Raw genomic sequence first — 24,007 nt, 5'->3', positions numbered from 1 at the left:
TCATATACGAAATATCTCAAAAAGGAAATAGGTAAAATGCTGATTTTTGAAGAAAATTTTTAACAAATTTCTACACGTTTTGATAAACGATTTCCCCATTGATGAATGTCAATAAGGGCTTTGCCATAAAGTGGAATGGATGGTGGCTCCAAAGGACCAAATCGGCATCCTTATTCACTTCGATACTGCCGATCCGGTCAGATACACCAAGGTTTCTGGCAGGGGCAATGGTGATCCCTTCCAATGCCTTTTGTTCATCCAGGCCTTCACGTACGGCAATCGCAGCGCACATGTTCAGATACTGGATGGGTGTGTAAGGGTGATCAGTCGTAACCGACACTTCGACACCGGCTTCCGTCAATTTCTGGTAGGTGATCCAGCTCTTGTTTTTAAGCTCGACCTTCGAGCGTCTTGTAAACGTCGGACCGACTGAAACTTTTAAATTCCTTCCTTTGAGTTCATCTGATATGAGGTGACCCTCAGTGCAATGTTCAATCCGGAGGTCGAGGTTGAATTCCTCAGCGAAACGCACTGCGGATAATATATCGTCTGCCCTGTGAGCGTGGATCCGAACTGGGATTTCCCGTTTTAAAGCAGAAACTAAAGGGGCAACTCTTAGTTCCTCTGGCTGGTCACAATATTTAGCAGAGAAAAAGGCTTCCCTGAGCATTCCCATGATCCCCATGCGTGTAATGGAATCATTGTTTCCATTGCTGTGAATTCGTTTCGGATTCTCTCCTAAAGCGATTTTCAATCCGGAAGTTTCTTTGATAAGCATGGACCTGATGTTAGAACCATGTGTTTTGATCACCGATGTGGTACCCCCGATTACATTTGCGCTTCCGGGCATGACATTCACGGTGGTGACGCCATATTTAAGGGCGTCTTTAAAGCCTGGGTCCAGTGGGTACACACCATCGAATGCCCTGATATGAGGTGTCATCGGTTCGATGGTTTCATTGGCGTCGTTACCTGCCCAGCCTGTACCTTCGTCGTAGAGACCTAAATGAGTGTGAGAGTCAATGAATCCGGGAAAAAGAAATTTCCCCTGACAATCGTAAACGGAAGCGTGATGGAACCCTTCCACGTCATGAGGGAATATTTGTTTGATTTTTCCGTCTTTTATGAGTAAAGCTCCATTATGAATAGGCTCGGAGGTAATGGGATATATGGTTACGTTTTTTAAAAGTATGGAATTCATCGTTTTTCCTTTCGTGAGGCTTGTTTCCTTCTTATTTTAAACAATTTTCAGTAAAAAAAGAAGTTAATCCATCCTTTTATTTTTCCTGTTTGAATATATCAGATAAAAAAGGGTGGAGAGAACTGCTATTAAACTGAGGGGTTTAATATAGCGCGTCCCGATGACTTCAATATGCTCCCAGTGTGTTCCGAGTTCCATCCCGATGATCATAAACAACAATGTCCAGGGGAGCATGGCTGCAAAGGTGTACAGAGTGAATGTAGAAAAGGGCATGCGGCTTATGCCAGCCGGTATACTGATGGCATGGCGGACGATCGGTATGAAACGTGCCGTGAATATGACGATCGTCCCGTGCTTCTCAAACCATCTCTCTGCAGCAAGAATGTGCTTTGAATGAATAAACAGATATTTCCCGTATTTTTCAAAAAACGGTCTGCCTCCATAATAACCAAACCAGTAAAGGAATAACTGAGCTGCGGTCCCACCGACGACACCGCTGATGAAGGCTCCTATAAACGTAAGTTTGCCGGCATTTACCATAAAACCTGCATAGCTAAGTACAAGCTCGCTCGGAATGACTTCGATCATGAGTGCGAGAGAGATTCCCGCATATCCTAAATCGGTTAATAATGTAAGGATGTGTAAAATCCATTCATGGTCCATATTTATCCTCCTACATGAATCCTGAGTATTGAAGAATGAGAATCAAGAGGCCCAAAGCCCAAACGTAATAGGAGAATATTTTCAAGGAGTGCTTTTTCAAGAAATTCACCATGGTCAGAATGGCGAAATAGCCGAATACTGCAGCGCTGATTGTTCCGATGGCTAAACTTGAAAAGGGGATCGCTTCAGCCTCACCACCGATCATTTCTTTTCCTTGAAGCACGATACCTCCAAGGATGGCAGGGGTAGAAAGGAGAAAGGAGAAATAGGCTGCTGTTTCTCTGTCCAATTTCCTGAATAATCCTGCGGCTATTGTTAAACCGGATCTTGAAAGGGCGGGGAATATGGCAGCTGCTTGGAAGCTGCCAATCACCAATGCATCCGTGTATGAGAGATCATCCAACTTTTTATATCCGTTCTTCACGCCGTCAGCAACATACATAATGCACCCTGTCACAAGAAACTCCCAACCGATGGTAGACCCTGTCTTTGATATAGCGTCAAAATAGTCTTCAAACATAAATCCTATAATCACAGCAGGGATGGTTCCGATGATGAGGATCCAGGATAATTTACTGAATGGGTGCCTCAGCATGTATGAAAGTTCCTTCTGATAAACGACAAGGACGGCAATCAACGTACCGATATGAAGCATCGTATCCAGAAATAGTCCGGCTTCTTCAAGTCCGAATGCAAACCTCCCGAGATAAAGATGCCCGGTGCTTGATATCGGAAGAAACTCTGTTAACCCTTGTATAACGCCCAATATAAAGGCCTCAATTTTGTTCACATTCACCACTGCCTTTCTTCAAGAACTCTAAGGACAAACTCCTCTTTTAAACGTATATTCCAATCCCCCACATTTCATGAGGGTTGTCATGAAGAAACAAAAAAAGCCCCCATGAAGAAAATCTCGAAAATGGGTGAAACTTTATGAATGCACGGACGTAAATATAGAGGAGGATACAATCCAAGTGTCTGCTAAAAGTGTGGTACAAGGAGGAATTGGCATGCCGACAAAAGATGAAAGAATGATGGCAGCTCTTATCTATATATCAAGCTTCTTCACCGTATTCATCGGTCCATTAATCATCTGGCTCATTAAAAAGGACGAATCGGAGTTTGTGGATTTCCATGGAAAGGAATACTTGAACTTTCTCATTTCTTACGCCGTTTACGGGTTTGTAAGCAGCATTCTCATGGTGGTGCTAATCGGATTTGTATTAGCTCCCATCGTAGGGGTGCTCGCACTGATCTTCACCATCCTGGGTGCGGTAAAGGCATACGAAGGGGACTATTACAAAATCCCGACAGTCTTTCGATTATTGAAGTAAGAAAATTGAACTCATGATCCTCATGGGTTCTTTTTCTTTCTTGAAAACAAAAAGAGGAATAAGAAGTTGACAAAAATTTCATTAACTTTATAATTTTATAAAACTATCATCTCTAAAAAGGAGAATATATCCCTATGACGAGGATTGATAATAAAGAAAGACTGCTGAAGCTTATGAGTATTTTAAAAGAAGAAACGGACGAAGACCACGAGCTGAATCTGGATGATATCATTCTTCGCTTTAAACAGGCATACGGACCTGATTTAAAACTTAACAAGAATTCCTTAAAGGATGATCTGGATCATCTCATCCGACATGGATTCGATGTGACCATCAATCAGGAAAAAGATGGACTTCCGAAGTATTACAGCCACCAATACCGGTTGTTCGAGTTATACGAACTACGGATGCTGATGGATGCAGTTGTCTCTGCCAAATTCATTTCGAAACAGGAAACGAGGCAGCTGACAGGGAAGATAAAGCAGCTGACAAGCCATCAACAAGGGAAGAAATTACATAATGAAATCCAAATTGATTCGTCCATTAAAAGTGAGAGTCCTTTTATTCGCCGCACCATCCATGATATCCATGAAGCGATTGCAGAACGGAGGATGATCACGTTTCAATACGGGCGGTATGATGTCAATAAACGGTTTAACCTGAGTCATGAGGGCCGATTGTATAAGGTGAAACCGTACGCTCTTGCATGGGCGAATGATTTTTATTACCTTATTGCTTACTATTTTGAAGCGGACGAAATACGTCACTATCGGGTCGATCGACTGCGTAATGTTGAGGTGCTTTCGGAAACCTATCCATATGAAAGCTTCGATGTATCCAAATACGTTCAGTCAACCTTTCATATGTTTGCCGGAGATGAAGAGTGGATCAAGATTAAGTTTCATAACAACCTCATCAATGTGATGATCGATAAGTTCGGGAAAAATGTCACTATTCATAGGCATGGTGAGGACCATTTTATTTTGTCGACCAAAGCCCGGGTAAGTACCGGTCTCGTAAACTGGATCTTCACATTTGGTAGTCAGGCTGAAGTGATCTCTCCTCCTTCCCTCGTGGATACCGTCAAAGCAGAAGTGAATAAAATGTATACTTTATATCAAGAGAAATAACGAGCACCGAGCCCCATAATAAGAAGGGGCTAGGTCTTTTTTTTTCAGAAAAAAATCCCATCGGAAAATGAACGATTTCTTTCTTTTCCCGTCTTATAGTTGAAGAAGCTAAGGGAGGAAGAAAAAATGAACGAAATACAACAATCGTTACAAGCAATCAATTGGGGACTCATTGCTCCTGTTATCGTTATTCAACTCATTCTAATCGTGGTGGCAATGATCGACCTAATCCGGATAAAATCCACAAATGGCCCAAAATGGCTTTGGGTGATCATCATCATTTTCATTAATATTATTGGACCGGTCATCTACTTCATCTTCGGAAGGAGACAAAATAGATGAACGTCTTGGAAGTAGTCTCTCTAGAGAAGAGATATAAAGAAAAGCTTGCGGTTGAAAATATTTCCTTTCAGTTGAAGAGCGGGGCCTGCACTGCCTTGCTCGGTCCGAATGGTGCCGGCAAAACGACGACTTTAAATATGCTTGCAGGATTAATTAAACCAACAGCGGGGAAGATCATGACTCCGGATGCCCCTGATGATATCCGTGAAATGATTGGATATCTGCCTCAATATCCCGCTTTCTTCGAGTGGATGACGGGAAAGGAGTACCTGATCTTCTCCGGTGAAATTTCAGGAATGAAGAAAGGGGACGCAGAGAGCCGAGCAGGTGAACTTATCACTTTAGTCGGTTTAGAAGAAGGGAAGAATCGGAAGGTGGGTCAGTACTCAGGAGGAATGAAACAACGGCTTGGAATCGCACAGGCTCTCATTCATAATCCTAAGCTCATCATCCTTGACGAGCCGGTATCAGCCCTTGATCCATTCGGCAGAAGGGAAGTTCTTGACTTATTAAATACGTTAAAGAAGGAAACGACCATTCTGTTTTCGACCCACATCTTAAATGATGCAGAACAAATATGTGAGGATGTCCTTTTTCTTCATGAGGGCGTTCTGATTGAACAAGGGGCGATCCAGGAAGTAAAGGCAAGGCACCATAATTCGAGATTGACATTGTATTTCAATGAAAATAGTAATAAGTTCATTCCTCACTTAATGGAAAAAGATTGGATCCATAACCTGATTGCAAATGGGAATCAGGTATCCTTTGAAGTAGGTGATCTTGAACGGGACAGAGCAAGGATCTTTACCCTCATTTCGGAAAATGGATGGGGTGTGACTAAATTTGACAGTGGTGAACAAAGTTTGGAAGAGGTCTTCATGGAGGTGATGAAAAAATGAAAGTCGGTTGGGTATTATTCAGAAAAGAAATGCTCGAGCACATTCGTAATTATAAAGTGATCTGGATGCCGATCGTTTTCATTTTATTTGGATTGACTGAGCCTTTAACAGCCTATTATCTGCCGGAAATATTACAATCAGTAGGGGATTTGCCTGAAGGAACTGTCATATCCATTCCATCCCCTTCGTCAGGGGAAGTATTATTGTCAATTCTAAGTCAATTCAGTACCTTTGGCGTTCTTGTCATCGTGTTGGGATTCATGGGAACCGTAGCAGGGGAAAGAAAAAACCGTCATGCTGTTTTGGTCCTTGTGAAACCCGTTCCTTACACTTCCTATATTTATTCCAAGTGGTCATCTGCATTACTGCTTGTATGGGTGTCTTACAGCCTAGGGCTGCTCGCGGGATTGTATTACATCAATCTATTATTTGGGGCGATTGACTTTCAAATATTCGTGCAGGGGTACCTGGTTTACGGTTTATGGCTGACCTTTATCATGACGTTGGTCATTTTCTTCAGTAGTCTTGTCCAAACGCCGGGTCTTGCTGCCTTTTATACGATCGGATCAACCATGCTGATAACCTTCCTCTCAGGATCCTTGACGAAAACGTTAAAATGGTCGCCTGGCCAGTTGACTAACTATGTAAACGACCTGATCCTGAAGGAACGATGGGCTGAAAACCTTACAGGAACAATCTTCCTGACCCTGGCCATATGCCTGACCATCCTCTTCATCACCCCGATCCTCTCCAGAAATAAAGAACTGAACTGACGTCCTGCCCTCAGCTCATTCGCCTTGAGGGACGGACCTTTTGGATGATGAGAAAAGGATTTCAGTGATTTATGTCGAATGGGGGTAGAAGGAGGAAGATGATAGAAAACCTTCAGGCAGAATAATACACATTCATATAATTTTGTGGGAAAATATAAGGGCTTATTTGGCTCAGGAAAAGGTGAAGAATACGATTTTACCAGGGATAGCGGGAAATATATCCCCTGCTGGATTCCGATAAGGAACTGTCCGGGATAAAGTTGTACCCTCTAGAAGTAAAGCAATTTCTATTACAGCAAAGGGCAGGTGTTCAAGAAGATGATGATTAACGAGACAGGACTCGTCCTCGAAGGTGGCGGAATGAGGGGGATCTACACTGCGGGTGCACTTGAATTTTTCTTGGAGAACGAAATTGAATTCCCTTATGTCATCGGGGTCTCTGCAGGTGCATGCAATGCCGCGTCTTATTTGTCCAAACAAAATGGCCGCAACAAAAAGGTGAATGTAGATTTCATCCGCGACCCTAAATATTTATCATGGCGGAACTACTGGAAAACGGGCGAATTATTCGGGATGGACTATGTCTTTGATGAAATACCGAATAAATTGGTCCCCTTCGATTACAAAGCCTTTCACTCCAACCGAACGGAATTTGTAGTCGGGACAACAGACTGTCATACAGGGAAACCAGCCTATTTCTCAAGGAAGGATTATGGAGAAGACCTTCTCACTATCATACGCGCATCAAGCTCTCTTCCATTTGTTGCCCCGATTGTTGAATTCGCTTCCCGACACCTCCTTGACGGGGGCATAAGCGATCCGGTCCCGATAGAAAAAGCCGAGCAGGACGGGTTCAAAAAAAATGTGGTCATCCTGACCCGGAATAGGGGATATTACAAAAAGCCTTCACGATTTTCATTCCTTGTGAGAAGGAAATATCCTCAATATCCAGAGTTGCACAAAACATTGATGAACCGATATTTGCGCTACAATCAAACAATTAAGGAAATTGAAGCAAAAGAAAAAAATGGAGATGTTCTGATCATCCAGCCTCAGCATCCACTTAAAGTAGGCCGGATCGAAAAAAACCCACAAAAACTGGACGAATTGTATTGGCAGGGCTATCATGACGCAGAATCAAAATGGAAGCAAATAGTCGAATGGAACCAATCAGGGAAACTGGTCCACTCATAAGAACATAAGGGATGAATAGAACCACCGTATGTGAAAAGAGTTCTGTTCATTCTCCTCGTTTTCCTGGCATTTGTTCTTTTTACAAATTTTAAACATACATATGATAGAGATTCCTTGAAAGGACGAGCATTCTATGAACCTCTATCAAATATACAAAAATGAACAATATACGTTGCTTTTCAGAAGTGTCATGTATTTTCTCATTGGTGTAGGGATGCTTGCAGTGACACAGCAATTATATTACTTTCCCCTGCTGATCTTCATCCCTGCTTTTTCAAATCTGTATCTCAGCTATAGTCTGAAAAAGGAACTTAAGAAGGCAAACCGTCTGTATTATGAAAATATGCCTGTCTCCGAGCATTCACTTGTGGGGGTTCATACGAAGGAAGGCTCTTACTATTTGAAAACCAACGGATGGTCCCACTACTTTATTCAACGCACATCCATGATCAATAATCCTAAGCATTACTTGTTTCATAGAAAGCACAAAACGCCACTGTCATTTTCAAAGTGGAGCAGGACCATTAAAATCGATCATCCTGAGAGAAGAATGGTATTTCAATTGAAATATCAAAGTGCGACCGCCATCGAGTGGCAGAATGAAGGCGGGGATACGATCCTCATCTATAAAGGAAACAAGAGATGGATCTTGAACTATCAAGAAAAAAATCATTTATCCTTACAAAAGGGGTACCTCCCCCAAAGTGTTCAACGGCTATTCGATTCCCATCATAGTTATGTTTCATTTTACGAAACATACAATGATGATTTGGACTGGCTGCTGATCTTTCTATGGTACGTAGACAGTGATTATTTTCTCACATCGTAGCTCATTCTTTTTATGGGTTTGGATACAATAATGTAGGAAGAATGAGACACATATGAAAGAAACTTGCTTCTGATCCATAGAGGCATTTTTTTATAGGGTGGTTTCTCACCCTATAATCTAAAAATTAGGACGAAAATCTTATTTTAGTTCGTCTTACATGATATTATTTATGAAACTATGATAGAATAATGATAATCGAATAGGTTTCCTTCGGGGCAGGGTGAAATTCCCTACCGGCGGTGATGAGCGAATGCTCTTAGTCCGTGACCCGGCTAATACATATTAGACGGTGGATTTGGTGAAACTCCAAGGCCGACAGTGAAAGTCTGGATGGGAGAAGGAACGGCAGCATTTAGTTGATGCAAAAAGGAGGAGTCCGGTCAGTGGACATGGATGATTTTTCCTTTCTGAAACATCAGATCAAATGCTTTATTTAGTCATGCCAACTTCCCCCAAGTAGAACGTTACTTGGGGTTTCTTTATTTCTGGATAGTATTTTTGCAAGAAGGGAGGTACAACAAGTGAATCGTACCCATTATATGAAGCTTGCCATTTCAATGGCAGAGGCAACTCTCGGCCAGACCTCGCCAAACCCTGTGGTAGGGGCTGTGGTGGTCAAAAATGGAGAGATTGTCGGAACAGGTGCACATCTGAAAGCGGGAGAAGGTCATGCAGAAGTGAATGCCATTAAAATGGCAGGAGACAAAGCGAAAGGAAGCGATATTTACGTTACCCTTGAACCTTGTTCCCACTTTGGGAAAACACCTCCCTGTTCTCAAGCGCTGATCACATGCGGGATAAAGAGAGTCCATATTGCCACCCGGGATCCCAATCCTCTAGTGGCTGGACGGGGAATTCAACAATTAAGGGATGCAGGCATTGAAGTGGTGGTGGGCGAGCTTGAAGAAGAAGCCCTGGAACTAAATAAGCATTTTTTCCACTTCATTCAAAAAGGTACCCCGTATGTCACGCTAAAAACGGCGGTTACATTAGATGGAAAAACCGCATCTGCTTCGGGAGACAGTAAGTGGATTACCTCCGAAGCTTCAAGAACCGATGTCCACTATGATCGTCACAGGCATGACGCGATATTAGTAGGAGTCAATACCGTCATTCAAGATAACCCACACCTTACCACCCGTTTGCCCCAAGGTGGAAAAAACCCCATTCGAATAATATTAGATACCTATTTGCGTACACCGGTCCATTCTCATGTAGTAGAGGATTTAGAAAGTAGAACCATCATCTTTACAGGCAGTTCGGTCAAAGATGAAAGGAAGACGCCTTATATCGATCGAGGATGTGAAATCATTTCTCTTACAGAAGATAAGATAGGCATTCACTCTGTCCTGAAAGAGCTGGGATCCCGCAAGATTGTTTCCCTATATGTAGAAGGTGGTTCTACTATACATTCCGCCTTCTTAGAGGAAAGAGCTTTTCAGGAAATGATTATGTATATGTCTCCAAAGCTTGTGGGTGGAAATACTGCCTACACGAGTTTTGGGGGAAAAGGATTTCCAACCATTGCAGAAGGATTGGAAATGGAGATCGCAAGCCTCGATCGTGTAGCACAGGATATCAAAATTGTCGCACGGCCAAAACGGGAACCTTTGTGAAAGGGGGAGAAGGATGTTTACTGGAATCATTGAAGAAATTGGATCGATCGAACACATGAAGAAATCTTCTTCTTCCATGGAACTGACGATCGCTGCGAGCCGCATTCTCGAGGATATCCATATCGGGGACAGCATCAGTGTGAACGGGGTCTGTTTAACCGTCACGTCATTCAGCTCCAGCAAGTTTCAGGTTGATGTCATGCCAGAAACGTTTGAAGGGACCACCTTAAGGACTTTAGCCCGTGGATCGAAAGTGAATCTTGAAAGAGCCATGGCGGCAAACGGCCGTTTCGGCGGTCATTTCGTCAACGGACATGTAGACGGGATCGGGACCATCGTGAGAGTAGAGAAAGTGGAAAATGCATGGTATATGGACATTTCCATTCCTGAATATCAGAGCCATCTATTCATCATGAGGGGGTCGGTCGCAATAGACGGCACCTCCCTTACTGTGTTTGGGGTGAAAAATAATACCATTACGATTTCGCTCATCCCTCAGACAAGAGGAGACACGGTTCTTGGAGGAAAGAAAGTAGGGGACCTTGTCAATATCGAATGCGATGTAATGGCGAAATATTTTCATCGTTTCTATGAAGCAAAGGAACAGTCTAAGAGTACGTCAAGCAGCATCAGCTATGATTTTTTATCTCAAAATGGTTTCGCTGACTAAGAGGAGGGGTTACCCCATGTTTAATAAGATCGAAGAAGTTCTGGAAGATTTACAGGCAGGTAAAGTCGTCATCGTTGTGGATGACGAAAATCGTGAAAATGAGGGAGACTTTATTGCCCTGGCGGAAAAAGCCACTCCTGACATCATCAATTTTATGGCTAAAGAAGGAAGAGGCTTGATCTGTTCCCCTATAACTGAGGAAATAGCAGATAAATTGAAGCTTTCGCCGATGACGATGTCAAATACTGATCCACATGGCACGGCCTTCACCATCTCCGTTGATCATAAATCGGCCAAGACAGGAATTAGTGCATTTGAAAGATCGACTACCATACAGGAATTGTTGAACGAGAACTCAATTCCGGAAGATTTTAAACGACCCGGTCATGTATTTCCCCTTATCGCCAAAAATGGAGGGGTTCTAAAACGGGCAGGGCATACAGAAGCAGCAATCGATCTGGCTGTTCTGGCAGGTGCCCATCCATCAGGCGTCATTTGTGAAATCATGAATGAAGACGGGACGATGGCGAGGGTGCCTGAGTTAATGAAGATCGCTGAAAAATGGGATTTGAAAATCATTTCCATTGAAGATTTGATCAGGTATAGAAGAAGGAAAGAAATGCTTGTGACGAGGGAAGTGGAAATTGAACTTCCGACTGAATTCGGAAACTTCAAAGCGGTTGCGTACACAGAAAACCTTACAGGAAAAGAGCATATCGCACTTGTAAAAGGGGAATGGTCAGAGGGGGAGGATGTCCTCGTGCGGGTACACTCCGAATGCCTGACAGGGGACGTTTTCGGTTCCAATCGCTGTGATTGCGGCCCGCAGCTCGCTACAGCCCTTACCCAGATTGAAGAAGAAGGAAAGGGTGTTCTGCTTTATATGAGGCAAGAAGGCCGTGGGATTGGATTAATAAACAAACTGAAGGCTTATAAGCTCCAGGAAGAAGGCTATGACACCGTGGAAGCCAATGAGAAACTGGGCTTTGGTGACGATTTAAGAGAATACGGAATCGGAGCGCAGATCCTGAGAGATTTAGGTATAACCAAGATGCGTCTATTGACCAATAATCCGAGAAAGATTGCCGGGATTAACGGATACGGTTTAGAAATCGCAGATCGGGTGCCGATCCAGATGCCTGCGAAATTCGAAAATGAGAAGTATTTAAAAACAAAGCATACAAAGCTTGGACACTTACTTAAATTTTAGGAGGAATGCACGATGAAAACCATTTATGAAGGAAATTTAGTAGGATCAGGATTAAGAGTTGCCATTGTCGTTTCACGTTTCAACGAGTTCATCACATCCAAGCTTCTGGGCGGGGCGGAAGATGCCTTGAAGAGACACGGTGTTGAAGAAGGGAATGTTTCCGTTACGTGGGTTCCGGGTGCATTTGAAATCCCCATGATTGCCAAAAAACTGGCACGTTCCGGGAAATATGATGCCGTTGTTACATTGGGAACGGTCATCCGCGGAGCAACCGCTCACTTTGAATACGTAAGCGGAGAGGTTGCTAAAGGAGTGGCCAATCTTAGCCTGCAGGAAGATGTACCCGTCATCTTTGGGGTATTGACGACGGATACCATCGAACAGGCAATCGAAAGAGCCGGCACAAAAGCCGGGAACAAAGGATGGGAAGCAGCGGTATCAGCCATCGAAATGGCAAATTTGATCCGCGAAATAGATAAATAAGGTTTTGGACGAGTCTCTTTTACTGGAGACTCGTTTTTTTTTAAGGGGACGAACGTGAATCCATCATGCCACACTAACCAAAATACATATTGGCAAACGTCTGACCTTTTGCTAGAATAGTATCTTGTGGCTCCCCTTATTACAGGAGGAGCGGGTAGGGAGAGGGCAGTTTTATAGGAAGATTATAATATGAAAGCACGTGGAGGTATTTTTAAGTTAAAGGATCACGGTACTTCGATGAAACAGGAGATGATGGCAGGTGCGATCGGTTACTTTACGATTGTCTACATCATCGCTGTAAATGCTTTAATTCTTTCTGAAGCTGGAATTCCATTTGAAGGGGCAGTCATGGCAACGATACTTGCTTCCTTCGTTGGGTGTTTGGTGATGGCCTTTTGGGCAAATGCGCCAATTCTTCTGGTTCCGGGCATGGGAATTAATGCAATGTTTACATTCACCCTGGTAAAATCGTCAGGCCTTTCGTGGCAGGAAGCATTAGCTGTCATAGTGATTTCAGGAATACTCTTTATGATCATTGCATTTACAAAGCTTTCTAAAGTATTATCGGAAGCCATACCCAAAACATTAAAAGAAGCCATTACTGTAGGATTAGGGATGTTTTTAATGTTTATCGGTCTTGAAAAAGGCGGTCTCATCCAGAGAGGTGACAGTGCCATCATCATGATCGGTGATTTTGGGGAGCTAAAGGTGTTAGCCACTGTGCTGACTTTCCTGGTTACGATTTTTCTTTTCATCCGTAATGTAAAAGGTCAATTTTTATGGAGTATCGCATTTGGTACAGTGCTGGGATTCATCTTCGGGATTGAGCCTTCCATTCAATCAAGCTCTTTCCACTTAAGTGAATACAGCCAGGTTTTCGGTCAAATATCGTTTAGTGCCATTATGGAAATTCCGTTTTGGATTGCGGTTTTCTCTGTAACGATGGTGCTGGTATTTGAAAACATCGGTCTCGTTCATGGTCATACGGATATGATCGATCAACCGCATAAATATTCTAAAGCCTTTCAAGCTAATGCTTTTTCCGCATTCACATCCGGGTTTTTCGGAACGAGTCCGACAGTCTCGACGGTGGAAAGTGCAGCAGCCATGACGGCAGGCGGCCGCACTGGATTGACAAGCTTGACTACGGGCGTATTATTTTTGGGGTCTGTGTTGTTCATACCGTATTTAAAGTGGATTCCGGATCATGCCATCGCCCCGATACTTATCATCATCGGAGGTTTGATGATTCAAAATATACGACATATGGATCTTCGTGATCTGACAGAGGCATTTCCCGCCATTTTCATCATCGCGATGATTCCGTTTACGTACAGTATCGCGGACGGAATTGCCATCGGTTTTATTCTGTATCCAGTATTAAAATTGGCTACAGGGAAGGCGCGGGAAGTTTCGATTCCTCTATATATCATCGCTGCTTTGTTTCTGATGAATTTCTTTGTTCATTCGATTCATTAAAGCGATAAAGAATTTTAAGAAGAGAGGCCCATCACACTTGGTGATGGGCCTCTCTTCTTTATGACTGCTTAATCGAGGTTTCACTTCCTTATTTTACAACTAATGTCAAATTACATGGACTTTCCACATATTTCTTGTTACTATTAAAGAAAAAATATGAATCTTTTTAACTATTTTTACAAATGTTGAACAGGAACGCAGGAGTGATTTTAATGGAAGTATTTGTAGCCCGGCAGCCAATTTTTAATCGTAATCAAGAAACGGTGGCGTATGAACTTCTATACCGAAACAATGAAATCAATATGTTTCCATCGATTGACGGGGACCAGGCAACCGCAGATGTCATCATTAACAGCTATTTAAATATCGGGCTGGAAAGCCTTTCAGCAGGCAAGCCTTGTTTTATAAATTTCACAGAGAATCTCCTAAGACTGAGAGTCCCGACATATTTTAATCCGCGGGAGGTCGTGGTGGAAATTCTCGAGAGTGTAGTTCCGGGGCCGGATGTGCTGGCCGTTTGTCAGGAATTAAAAGACTTGGGATATAAGATTGCATTGGACGATTTTATATTCAATGAATTGAATCCATATTTCAGGGAATTGATGAAACTGGCTGATTATGTGAAGGTGGATTTCATGAATACAACTTATACAGAGCGGGGAAGCATTGAGGTTCTTTCTAATTTACTGGGTTACAGGCTCCTTGCTGAAAAAGTGGAAACCGAGGACCAGTACGAAGAAGCGTTGGGGAAAGGGTATCATTTCTTTCAGGGCTATTTCTTCAGTAAGCCGAAGATCATCGCCACTCAGGATGTCCCGACTTATTTTCATTCGTATTACACCATTATTCAAAGCCTGGAAATGACGGAGCCGAACATTGAAAAGATCAGTCAATTGATCGAACAGGACCTTTCACTGTCATATAAATTATTGAAATTGATCAACTCTCCGGCTTACCGCCCGAAACATAAGATTCATTCCATCCGTCAGGCCATTGTTCTGTTAGGTCTTGTGGAAATCAAACGATGGATCTACATTTTGGCAGTCAGGGAACAGGCGGGGAAGAAGAGACAATTAGATAATGAAGTGATTACATTATGTTTGACGAGGGCGAAGATGTGTGAGCTGCTGGCAGAAAAACAGAATCGGACATCCATTAAATCAAGTTACTTCCTGACAGGTATGTTTTCGTTGATGGATGTCATCCTTTCCATGCCGATCGACCGCATCTTGATGGATTTACCTTTGAATGACGATATTTGCAATGCGTTAACGGGGTCCCGTAATGACCTTAAGAAAATATTGGAACTCGTCGTCTCCATTGAACAGACGAAGTGGACAGAGATCGAAATGAAAATGACCGAATTGAAGTTAAACAAAAGGGAAGTGATGGAGAGTTATCACCTTTCCTGTAAATGGACGGAAGAGCTTTTGAATCATGAAGTAACCGAGCTGACATAATGCTACCATACAGGTTTATAATCCCCTGGGGAAAGATATTTTCTTTGGGGTTTGATATACCTTTTCAATTCCATGAGTAGCAGCCGCTGCAATTGTTTTGAGTAAATCTGGCGGCCTACATCTGCAGGGAAAGGATAGATTCCGATCGTATTGAAACGCACCCGAAAGAGACCTTCATGTACGAGGTCTTTTTTGTCGTTATAGATACGGGCGAACACAGAGACATCCCTTGACTGATAGTCATCACCCGCTTCTTCCACCTTATGGACTTGAAAACGAAAACGGTAATCTTCCTTCATCATTATCACCATATCCATTGTCTCGAAATGATCCACATAATTCAACTGTGAATATGTCCTATTTTTGAAAATGAAGGGAAGAGGATTGCGTAATGAGCTTGTTTGTGGCAAGCTAAGACTATTATGAATAGTTTACTAGTAAATTACCGTGGAGGGATTCACGATGGACTTGAATCTAATAAAATGTCATGGCTCTGGAAATGACTTTTTACTTATTGATGAAATGACAAATGGATATGATTTTACGGAAGAAGCAAGACAAAATCTTGCCTTGGCCCTATGTGATCGTAAGTCGGCCTTCGGGGCAGACGGGATCTTATTTGTATTACCAAGCGAGAATTGCGATGCCAGAATGCGGGTCTTCAACGCAGATGGTTCAGAGGCATCAATGTGTGGAAACGGCCTGCGATGTGTCGGCCGCTATGTGTGTGAGCTGCTGGAGAAAGAGACCATCGTTGTCCAAACGATGAAAGCGGATCTTCGAGTGTCTTCACAGGAACCCATTTTCGAAAACATCCCGACATATAATGTGGAAATTTCACCTGTCCTCTTTCAACTGGATCAGCTGCCGATGAACATCGATCGTGAGACGATGGTGAATGAAAGCATCCCTGAAATATCAGATCATTTAACATTTTCTGCCCTGGCAGTGCCGAACCCCCATTTGATCAGTGTCGTCGGTACAGAGCATATCCTCTCGAATGAGCAGAAATCCATTGCTGAAACAGTAAATGGCCCGAGTAATCTGTTTCCAGATGGAGTCAATGTAAGTTTTGTTCATCCACTGGAAAAGGGATCCATCTATGTCCGTACGTATGAACGAGGCGTGGGCTTCACAAATGCGTGTGGGACAGCCATGTCTGCTTCCAGCCTTGTAACATGCTTACTTCAGCAAAACGAATTCGGTCAGGAAATCGATGTATACAATAACGGGGGAAAAGTCCGTGTCGTCGTGAACCAATTGGGAGAAGGACGATATAACATGGAGTTGATTGGAAATGCAACGTATCTTTATCAATCCCAATTAGAATTGTCACTTTCTAATCCCGAGCAGTATCATGAAGTGTCAAGACAGGAATTCTCTGAAGAGGGCATGTATGAGCATTTACAGAACCATGCCAAGTCAATCGTCGAAAGCAAAGTGTTCATGAGCGCATAGATAACCAAAGGATAGCCAAGGAGGGTGCCCCTATAATTTCGGGGTGCCCTCTTTATTTGTTTAGAGCTGATTTTTCAAAAAATCAATCACTTGGTCAAATGGCTGAAATTCCTTCACCCGATCAAAGCCGGTAAAGGGACATCCTTTCTCCTGAAATCTTCTTAAGACTACGTCAATGGTAAACCGTTCGGGGTCGAGATCTTCATTCACTTCATCCCACCATAGGGGAGTGGCGACCAAAGCATCTTCATTCCCTCTCAATGAATAGGGGGCAATGATCGTTTTGCCTTCTCCGTGTTGAATATAATCCACGTACAGTCTGCCTTTTCGGTTCTTCTTTAACCGCTCGGTCGTGAAATCCCCCGGGTTATTGTTTACAAGGTAGTGAGCAATGAATTCTGTAAATAAGCCCGTGTCTTTCCACGTGTATCCGGGAGGGAGGGGGATATACACTTGAAGCCCCTTATTTCCCGATGTTTTGACAAAGCTCTGCAGATTCAACCCGTCAAATAACCCTTTCATGATTGTGGCTGCTTTAACGGCCAGTGAAAAATGATCCCGGCTTGGTGGATCTAAGTCAAAGACTACCTCATTGACGTATTCTTCCCCTGCTTTTTGAAAGGGGACATGAAATTCAAGTGCCAACTGATTTCCAAGCCATATCAACGTTTCAAGATTATTGCAAAGGGTGTAATGGATTCGATCCTCCTGGTATGTTTCGACAAAGGCAGGAGAATAATCAGGAGTATTCTTTTGGTAAAAGGATTCTCCGAAAACCCCGTGGGGGAATCGAATGCAGGTCAAGGGCCTGTTCTTTAAGAATGGCAAAATCACCACGGACATCTTTCGAAGGAATCGGATATAATCCAGTTTCGTCATGGGAAGCTCCCGAAACAAATTCTTTTCAGGGTGAGTGATATCTACCTTTCTTGGAAGAGAGGCTTCGTCCATCATAAATTGGTCAAGTGTACATGCTTCCGGTGGAGTGGAAAAAAGGAATTGTTTAAAATGGGGTTCCCGAAGCTTTCCTTCATGCCATTGCAGATAGATTATTTCTACGGTGATGGCCGGATCTATATAGTAAAGAGAATGGTTCTTTCCTGTACTGTTTTGCTTAATTGTCGTTTTCACCGTTCTTTTTTCCTCAGCTGATAAACCGAAATGAAATAAGCCGATCGGCAAGACTTGTCCGTTATCGTATACACCGATGTGGAAATAATCATTCGCATCATCCAGTGCGGTGATAAAGCATTGGCAATGTTTCCAATTCTTACATTTGATCCAGTTAGTACTTCGTTTACCCGCGTCCCATTTACTCTGATCCCTCTTCGCGACAACCCCTTCCCCTTCCTCATTTTCAACGAGCTCCCACACTTTCTCAAGGTTTTTGTCATATGGAACCATTTGCAAAGTCGAAGGGTGGGAAGGAGCAGGTTCCAGCGGTAATTGCAGGGAGGTGAACACCTCTTTCAGTTTTTCTTTTCTTGTAATATAGGGTTCCTGGATAAATGATTTCTTCTCAAGCTGAAGTAAATCAAATACTAAGAATGTAACAGGTCTACTGCCAGCGGCTTGCTGGATTTTTTGATCATTCCGCATCCTCCCCCTAACCTGAAGTTCCTGGAACTCCGTGCTGAAGGAGGAGCGTAATAATGCAACCTCACCATCCAATACGAAAGGGAGGGGAAATGCGCGTTCATCCAGTAATTGTTGAATTTGCTTCTTAATCTCAGGGAAATGAATTAGAAGTTCTTTCCCATTCCGGCTTTGAAGGGTGATTTGATCAGAGGATTGAACGGATAAAATGCCGCGGAAGCCATCATATTTCACTTCATAAAGCCAGTCTTTACCTGGAGGAAGTTCATGACGTAATGTAGGGAGCATCGGTTTCATTTCATTTCACCTTTTTTTAAGTAGTAGTGTGTCCGTGTGGGACCCGGATTATTTCCAGATGTTTAAAGGGATGAAGAAAGTAGGGGAACTAAATGATATGGATAAGGGATTAGTTTAAGTAAAGGAGGGTATTGAAAGATATGCATACTATTTGGAAAGGGTCCATCAGCTTTGGACTGGTGAACATCCCCATTAAACTTCATTCTGCTACAGAAGATCGGGATATCAAGCTCCGTTCACTTCATAAAGAATGTCATACACCCATTAAATACGAGAAAGTATGTCCCGCTTGTGAAAAGGAACTCGATCCAGCCGATATTGTGAAGGGCTATGAAGTGACGAAAGGTAAATTCGTCGTCCTTGAAGATGAGGAATTGAAAGAGCTGAAGGAAGCCAGCGGAGATAAGGCAGTAGAGATTGTCGATTTTATCAAGATGGAGGAAATCGATCCGATTTTCTTTGATCGAAGTTATTTCGTTTCACCGAACGACGGTGGGAAGAAAGCCTATTCCCTTTTGAGAAAAGCGCTACAGGAGTCAGGGAAGGTAGGAATTGCCAAAATCACGATGAGGTCGAAGGAACAGCTTTCCATCGTTCGTGTATATGAGCATACACTCGTCATGGAAACCATTCACTATCCGGATGAGGTAAGAGGAGCCGGCGATGTCCCGAATGTGCCTGAAGGAGACGAGATTACCGAAAAGGAATTGCAGACCGCTACCATGCTCATCGATCAACTGACGACTGAATTCCAGCCGGAGAACTATAAGGATCAGTATCGTGAACGATTAAGTCAATTGATCGAATCGAAACAAACAGGGGAAAAAATGGTCACATCCAAAGAAAGAGAACCGAAAGAAAATGTAACGGATCTAATGGCAGCCCTGCAGGCATCCATCGATTCGTCCAAACCTAAAAAGGCAAAGAAACCAACTAAAAAGAAAACGACTTCTAAGAAAAAAGCTCAGTAGAAGGCGTGAGTCAGGAGAGAGGGAGAAGTCTTGAAGAAGAAACACATTGAACAAGGCGTCTTTGTCGCTGTATCCCTATTGTGTTTGATCGTCTTCACCTGGGGATTTGTATCGATCGTGGAAGAATGGAAAGAAAATGAGATCGCACAATTCGATAATGGTGTATTCGAAATCGTCAGAGGGACGATTTCACATAAATTGACGGAGATCATGACGTTCATCACTTTCTTAGGGGGAATAAAAGGTATCTCCATATTCACGGGGTGTGCAGTGATCATCCTTCTGTTTATGAAGAAATATCCACTTGCTCTGTTTGTATCGATTACCATCCTGACAGGTGCGGGGTTCAATGGGCTTCTAAAATGGATATTCAAACGGGACCGCCCCGATATTGAAGCATTGATCCAACAGGGTGGCTACAGTTTTCCAAGTGGGCATTCGATGAGCTCATTCATATTCTATGGTTCACTGGCATTCATCCTTTTCCGAGCCCTGGATCGGAAACGATATAAATGGGGGAGCGTGATACTGGTCGCCATGCTTGTCCTGCTGATTGGAATGAGCAGGATTTACCTTGGGGTCCATTATCCTAGTGACATCCTTGGCGGTTTCACAGCAGGCGGTGCCTGGCTGACCCTTTGCATCACGATCTATATGTATTTCTACAAACGCAAGCATTGGAGAGAAGATGAAGATATGCATGCAAAAAACGCTCAGGAGACCTGAGCGTTTTTGTATTAAAATAAATTAAAGATATACGGACCGATTGAAGTGACGTATAGAAGAATATAAATTCCCATGAAATAAAATACTCCTCCGAATGTACCCCAGTCAGGATCTCTACCAACTTTCCAAAGCAGTGCACTAAGAATGCTGATGATCACTAATAATACATATTCGCTTCCCGAAAATGTGAGATAACCGGGAGCGGCAAAATAGAAATAATCTCCCATCGCTTTACTGATGAAAGTCAGTGGCATAAGGATGAATAGAATGATCGAGGCATATTCCACCCAGTTGATTTCTTCTTTTTCAAACATATTCGGTTTGAACATATAAAGAAGGATCAAGACAAACAGGGAAGGAAGTATCCAATAAAACGAAACCAAAATAGTGACCAGGCTGCTGAAAAGCATGAGAACCGAGTTATTCAAGGCCTCTTTTACGCTTCGTTTCGACCATGTTGTACTTTTGGCGATGGCCTGTTTATCTTGAGAGGCCCCAAATAATTCATAGTAGTCACCCCCATAGTCAAGCCAGGCAATACTTTTGTCCGATAACTGAATGGGTGAATATGTAAAATGCTTGCTTGTGCTGACCGGTTTGGCCATAAGCTGATTGGAATCGCTGAAAGGTGCAATGTACAGACTGATGGTATTTTGTCCACCTACCTGGTGACTCTCGGAAGTGAAAAGGATGGACGGGTTTCCATCGATGTCTCCAAACTGTACGGACCTCGGACTTTCCAATTTGAATCCTGATTGTTCATTCGTAAATTCAATCTTCGCAGGCTTTAGTATCGACGTTCCTAAATCGTCAATGGATGTTTCCAATTTCAATATCTTATAGGACAATGTACCTTGAGCGCGCATTTCTTCATTGTACAAAAGAGTCAACTGATTGTTTTCGTTTGTGAAAGACAGCCCGTTAATATGCTGATTCGTAGCTGTATTGACTATGGCAAATGGGTTCTTCACCACTTGTAACCCTTCATCCATGTAGTAAAGGTGGGAATGAGTATCATCCTGCCTTACTTGTAATACGGTGCTTCCGTCGTTTCCTGCATAGGCTTCAAGGACTTCATCAGTGAATCGGTAAATTTCTTTGCTTGATAAATCATCTGGAGAAAGAGAATACAGAACCTCTTGTTTCCAGTAATAGATAGTATTTGCTGAAGTGCCCATTCCCGTTACTTCATCATCGATGGCTTTGACACCGGTAGCATCGGATGAAATAATCTGGCCATCCTTCACTTGTATAACCTTATCTCCGTCTGTCCAAAAAGGTTGGCCTCTGGTAACGCTTGTTTTAAGTGTACCTTCTTTCGTTGGGTTCAGTGAATCATCGAAAGAATATTGATCGACCTTTCCGTTACTTGCTAAAAATAGCCCTTCCTGGTTATAGAAGACAAGCGGACGTTCATCAGTGGAGTAGCCCAATGGAATCGATCTGCTCCATTCGGGATCCGGCTGTTGTTTGACGTTCAGAAGTTGATGGAAGAAAAGTGCACCAATCAATAAAAGAATTATTGCAATCGGTATTCCAAATGTTTTTAATTTTGCTCTCACAGTCATTCCCCCTCATTCTATCTCTTTTAATTGTGAGTACATTTTAGAATTTTACCACAATTCATATTATACTTCACCAGAATTTTCCTTTATCTGACCAAACTTTTTGGGGTTGACTTTTTATTTGGGAGAGATTACAATGATATTGAAAATCATTCTCAATGAAACAAAAGAGTTCCCCCTCTTTCAAATAGAGAGAATGATTCATGATTCCCCCCCTTTTATTAGAGTGTAAAGACAGGCCCGAAGCGGATGCTTCGGGCCTGTCTTTTTCTTGCATTTCCCATCATCATGTCGTAAATTGTTAAAGGATGTTTATTTAGGGGGAGGGTAAAAGGAAGTGAATCATAAAGATGATAGACGGTTTCGAATTGCCAACCACGAAGCATTAATTGGAGTTGCTCTCGTTCTTATAAATTTTTTATGGTGGTATGGATTTGCATTTGGACTCGGTGGACAGCCTGTATCAGATTACGATTGGATATTAGGGATGCCCGCATGGTTCTTCTATAGTTGTATCATGGGATTTCTACTTATGGTGTTTTTAGTGATTGTTGTCGTGAAATATCTTCTGACTGATATTCCTTTTGGCGACGAGGAGGATGATCATGAATAGCATGGCATTGATTCCCTTATTTGCATTTTTGGTTTTGATTTTTATGGTGGGGATTTATACGGCTAGAACTGTAAGTAAATCAGATTCCTTTATACAGGAATATTTCCTCGGGAGCCGGCAACTCGGAGGGTTTATCCTCGCCATGACGATGATCGCTACATACGGCAGTGCGAGCAGCTTCATCGGTGGTCCCGGTGCTGCGTATACATATGGGTTATCATGGGTGCTTCTTGCCATGAGCCAGGTTGTGACAGGATATTTTGTTCTACTAATACTTGGTAAAAAGTTTGCCATCATGTCAAGGAAGTATAAAGCCGTTACATTGATCGATTATTTACAGGGGCGATACGGAAGCAATAAGATAACGGTCCTATCGGCCATCAGTATCATCTTGTTTTTATTTTCTGCGATGATTGCCCAGTGGGTAGGAGGGGCACGCCTAATTGAATCTTTAACGGGATTAAGCTACGAAGCGGCTCTGTTCATTTTTGCTATATCTGTCCTGGTTTATGTGATAATCGGCGGTTTCCGTGCGGTTGCCATCACAGATGCGATCCAGGGAGTCGTCATGCTTGTAGGGACCGTCATCCTGCTCGTCGCCACCATCATGGCAGGTGGCGGCATGGAAAAAATCATGATGGAATTGCAGGCTGAAAATCCCAATTTACTAAGTCCTCATGGGCCGAACGGTGAACTGAGCGCAAGGTATATTTCGTCTTTCTGGATCCTGGTGGGTGTAGGGGTCGTAGGACTTCCCCAAGTTGCCGTAAGGGCCATGAGCTATAAGAATTCCCGTTCCCTTCACAGGGCTCTGATTATCGGTACGATCGTCGTAGGTTCGATCATGCTTGGCATGCATCTCATCGGCGTTCTGGCAAGAGTGGTCCTCCCGGGAATCGAAGTGGCGGACAAAGTCATGCCGCTCCTTGCGCTTGAGGTGCTCCCCCCGTGGCTTGCGGGAATTGTTCTGGCAGCTCCTATGGCAGCCATCATGTCGACGGTGGATTCGTTGCTGTTGATTGTATCATCAGCCATCGTTAAAGATGTTTATATGAATTTCATCAATAAGGACGCAAAAGAGAAACAAATCAAGACGATCAGCTTCTGGGTGACGAGTATAACAGGTGGACTTGTTTTCCTGCTGGCATTAAGCCCGCCTGAATTGATTATCTGGCTTAATTTATTTTCATTCGGGGGACTTGAAGCGGTCTTTATCTGGCCAATCGTTCTTGGACTGTACTGGAAAAAGGGGAATGGTGCTGGTGCATTAGCTTCAATGGTGGCGGGACTGCTGACCTATATTTTATTCCATAGCTTTGCACCGAACTATCTGGATATGAATACGGTCATCTTTCCGATTATCATCTCCTTCTTCATGTATGTATTGGTTTCCTTGGCTACTCAGTCGAAACACAGGATGGATGGGTTTAATTAACCCATCCATTTTTGTCTTTTCAGGTGCAAAAGAGTAGATTGAATAGTAATAAATGACGGATTG

At 43.0% G+C, this 24,007-nt stretch carries 24 protein-coding genes and 1 riboswitch; of the genes, 18 read left to right on the top strand and 6 right to left on the bottom strand.

The annotated features are described in order from the left end of the window. Positions 1-70: 70 nt before the first annotated feature. The 3 genes from AM506_RS19630 to AM506_RS19620 all read right to left on the bottom strand — a co-directional run bounded on the left by AM506_RS19630 (position 71) and on the right by AM506_RS19620 (position 2,654). Positions 71-1,201, bottom strand: a complete 1,131-nt coding sequence (locus tag AM506_RS19630) for an amidohydrolase (protein WP_060674543.1) — start codon at positions 1,199-1,201, stop codon at positions 71-73. A gap of 63 nt (positions 1,202-1,264) precedes the next feature. Beyond that, on the bottom strand, positions 1,265-1,864 hold the full coding sequence (locus AM506_RS19625; protein ID WP_060674541.1) for a DedA family protein: 600 nt from the start codon (positions 1,862-1,864) through the stop codon (positions 1,265-1,267). A 10-nt stretch (positions 1,865-1,874) separates the two neighbouring features. Beyond that, on the bottom strand, positions 1,875-2,654 hold the full coding sequence (locus AM506_RS19620) for an undecaprenyl-diphosphate phosphatase (RefSeq protein ID WP_060674566.1): 780 nt from the start codon (positions 2,652-2,654) through the stop codon (positions 1,875-1,877). Positions 2,655-2,874: 220 nt separating this feature from the next. Here AM506_RS19620 and AM506_RS19615 point away from each other — a divergent pair, with 220 nt between their 5' ends. From AM506_RS19615 to AM506_RS19555, 13 genes are all read left to right on the top strand, one after another. Then, complete coding sequence (locus tag AM506_RS19615; protein ID WP_060674539.1) at positions 2,875-3,198, top strand: DUF4870 domain-containing protein; 324 nt, start codon at positions 2,875-2,877, stop codon at positions 3,196-3,198. Between the two features lie 134 nt (positions 3,199-3,332). After that, entirely contained in the window at positions 3,333-4,328 is a 996-nt protein-coding gene (locus tag AM506_RS19610) for a helix-turn-helix transcriptional regulator (RefSeq protein WP_060674538.1), read from the top strand. 126 nt (positions 4,329-4,454) lie between these two features. Beyond that, on the top strand, positions 4,455-4,670 hold the full coding sequence (locus AM506_RS19605) for a PLD nuclease N-terminal domain-containing protein (protein ID WP_060674536.1): 216 nt from the start codon (positions 4,455-4,457) through the stop codon (positions 4,668-4,670). Continuing rightward, positions 4,667-5,569 (top strand): ABC transporter ATP-binding protein, encoded by a 903-nt coding sequence (locus AM506_RS19600; protein WP_060674534.1) that lies wholly within the window; start codon positions 4,667-4,669, stop codon positions 5,567-5,569. Before AM506_RS19605 ends, AM506_RS19600 begins: the two co-directional genes overlap by 4 nt. Then, entirely contained in the window at positions 5,566-6,342 is a 777-nt protein-coding gene (locus tag AM506_RS19595; protein ID WP_060674531.1) for an ABC transporter permease, read from the top strand. The genes AM506_RS19600 and AM506_RS19595 overlap by 4 nt, the downstream gene beginning before the upstream one ends. Before the next feature lie 321 nt (positions 6,343-6,663). Beyond that, entirely contained in the window at positions 6,664-7,536 is an 873-nt protein-coding gene (locus tag AM506_RS19590; protein WP_060674563.1) for a patatin-like phospholipase family protein, read from the top strand. A gap of 133 nt (positions 7,537-7,669) precedes the next feature. Further along, positions 7,670-8,365 carry a hypothetical protein gene (locus AM506_RS19585; RefSeq protein ID WP_060674529.1) on the top strand — a complete coding sequence of 232 codons (696 nt, stop codon included), beginning with the start codon at positions 7,670-7,672 and terminating at the stop codon, positions 8,363-8,365. A 202-nt stretch (positions 8,366-8,567) separates the two neighbouring features. Beyond that, positions 8,568-8,711, top strand: a riboswitch (FMN riboswitch). Positions 8,712-8,886: 175 nt separating this feature from the next. Beyond that, complete coding sequence (gene ribD / locus AM506_RS19580) at positions 8,887-9,981, top strand: bifunctional diaminohydroxyphosphoribosylaminopyrimidine deaminase/5-amino-6-(5-phosphoribosylamino)uracil reductase RibD (protein ID WP_268788415.1); 1,095 nt, start codon at positions 8,887-8,889, stop codon at positions 9,979-9,981. Positions 9,982-9,994: 13 nt separating this feature from the next. Then, on the top strand, positions 9,995-10,651 hold the full coding sequence (gene ribE, locus AM506_RS19575) for a riboflavin synthase (RefSeq protein ID WP_060674527.1): 657 nt from the start codon (positions 9,995-9,997) through the stop codon (positions 10,649-10,651). A 16-nt stretch (positions 10,652-10,667) separates the two neighbouring features. Continuing rightward, complete coding sequence (locus AM506_RS19570) at positions 10,668-11,861, top strand: bifunctional 3,4-dihydroxy-2-butanone-4-phosphate synthase/GTP cyclohydrolase II (protein ID WP_060674525.1); 1,194 nt, start codon at positions 10,668-10,670, stop codon at positions 11,859-11,861. 12 nt (positions 11,862-11,873) lie between these two features. Next, entirely contained in the window at positions 11,874-12,344 is a 471-nt protein-coding gene (gene ribH / locus AM506_RS19565; RefSeq protein WP_044336602.1) for a 6,7-dimethyl-8-ribityllumazine synthase, read from the top strand. 189 nt (positions 12,345-12,533) lie between these two features. Next, a complete protein-coding gene (locus AM506_RS19560) occupies positions 12,534-13,823 on the top strand; it encodes an NCS2 family permease (protein WP_060674523.1) in 1,290 nt (429 codons plus the stop codon). A gap of 212 nt (positions 13,824-14,035) precedes the next feature. Further along, positions 14,036-15,283 (top strand): EAL and HDOD domain-containing protein, encoded by a 1,248-nt coding sequence (locus tag AM506_RS19555; protein WP_060674521.1) that lies wholly within the window; start codon positions 14,036-14,038, stop codon positions 15,281-15,283. Between the two features lie 2 nt (positions 15,284-15,285). Here the strand turns inward: AM506_RS19555 and AM506_RS19550 are convergent, their stop codons facing one another. Further along, positions 15,286-15,585 (bottom strand): hypothetical protein, encoded by a 300-nt coding sequence (locus tag AM506_RS19550; protein WP_152968636.1) that lies wholly within the window; start codon positions 15,583-15,585, stop codon positions 15,286-15,288. A 160-nt stretch (positions 15,586-15,745) separates the two neighbouring features. On the opposite strand from AM506_RS19550, the gene dapF reads away from it, so the two are divergent. Then, on the top strand, positions 15,746-16,741 hold the full coding sequence (dapF, locus tag AM506_RS19545) for a diaminopimelate epimerase (RefSeq protein WP_060674516.1): 996 nt from the start codon (positions 15,746-15,748) through the stop codon (positions 16,739-16,741). A gap of 60 nt (positions 16,742-16,801) precedes the next feature. Here the strand turns inward: dapF and AM506_RS19540 are convergent, their stop codons facing one another. Then, positions 16,802-18,634, bottom strand: coding sequence for a DNA ligase D (locus AM506_RS19540; protein ID WP_060674514.1), 1,833 nt, complete (start codon positions 18,632-18,634; stop codon positions 16,802-16,804). 140 nt (positions 18,635-18,774) lie between these two features. Here AM506_RS19540 and ku point away from each other — a divergent pair, with 140 nt between their 5' ends. Further along, positions 18,775-19,605, top strand: coding sequence for a non-homologous end joining protein Ku (ku, locus tag AM506_RS19535; RefSeq protein ID WP_060674513.1), 831 nt, complete (start codon positions 18,775-18,777; stop codon positions 19,603-19,605). Between the two features lie 30 nt (positions 19,606-19,635). Continuing rightward, positions 19,636-20,331, top strand: a complete 696-nt coding sequence (locus AM506_RS19530; RefSeq protein WP_060674511.1) for a phosphatase PAP2 family protein — start codon at positions 19,636-19,638, stop codon at positions 20,329-20,331. An 11-nt stretch (positions 20,332-20,342) separates the two neighbouring features. Here AM506_RS19530 and AM506_RS19525 read toward each other — a convergent pair whose 3' ends face one another. Beyond that, a complete protein-coding gene (locus AM506_RS19525; protein ID WP_060674509.1) occupies positions 20,343-21,893 on the bottom strand; it encodes a hypothetical protein in 1,551 nt (516 codons plus the stop codon). Between the two features lie 340 nt (positions 21,894-22,233). On the opposite strand from AM506_RS19525, the gene AM506_RS19520 reads away from it, so the two are divergent. Together AM506_RS19520 and panF are read left to right on the top strand one after the other, a co-directional pair. Next, positions 22,234-22,509: a YhdT family protein gene (locus tag AM506_RS19520; RefSeq protein ID WP_060674507.1), complete on the top strand. Its 276-nt coding sequence runs from the start codon at positions 22,234-22,236 to the stop codon at positions 22,507-22,509. Then, positions 22,502-23,944, top strand: coding sequence for a sodium/pantothenate symporter (gene panF, locus AM506_RS19515; protein ID WP_060674505.1), 1,443 nt, complete (start codon positions 22,502-22,504; stop codon positions 23,942-23,944). The genes AM506_RS19520 and panF overlap by 8 nt, the downstream gene beginning before the upstream one ends. Positions 23,945-24,007 lie beyond the last annotated feature (63 nt).

Source organism: Rossellomorea vietnamensis (assembly GCF_001305855.1).
Lineage (GTDB): Bacteria > Bacillota > Bacilli > Bacillales > Bacillaceae_B > Rossellomorea > Rossellomorea vietnamensis_A.
Note: the sequence above shows the minus strand (reverse complement) of the source record. Positions and strands in the feature narration are given on the sequence as shown.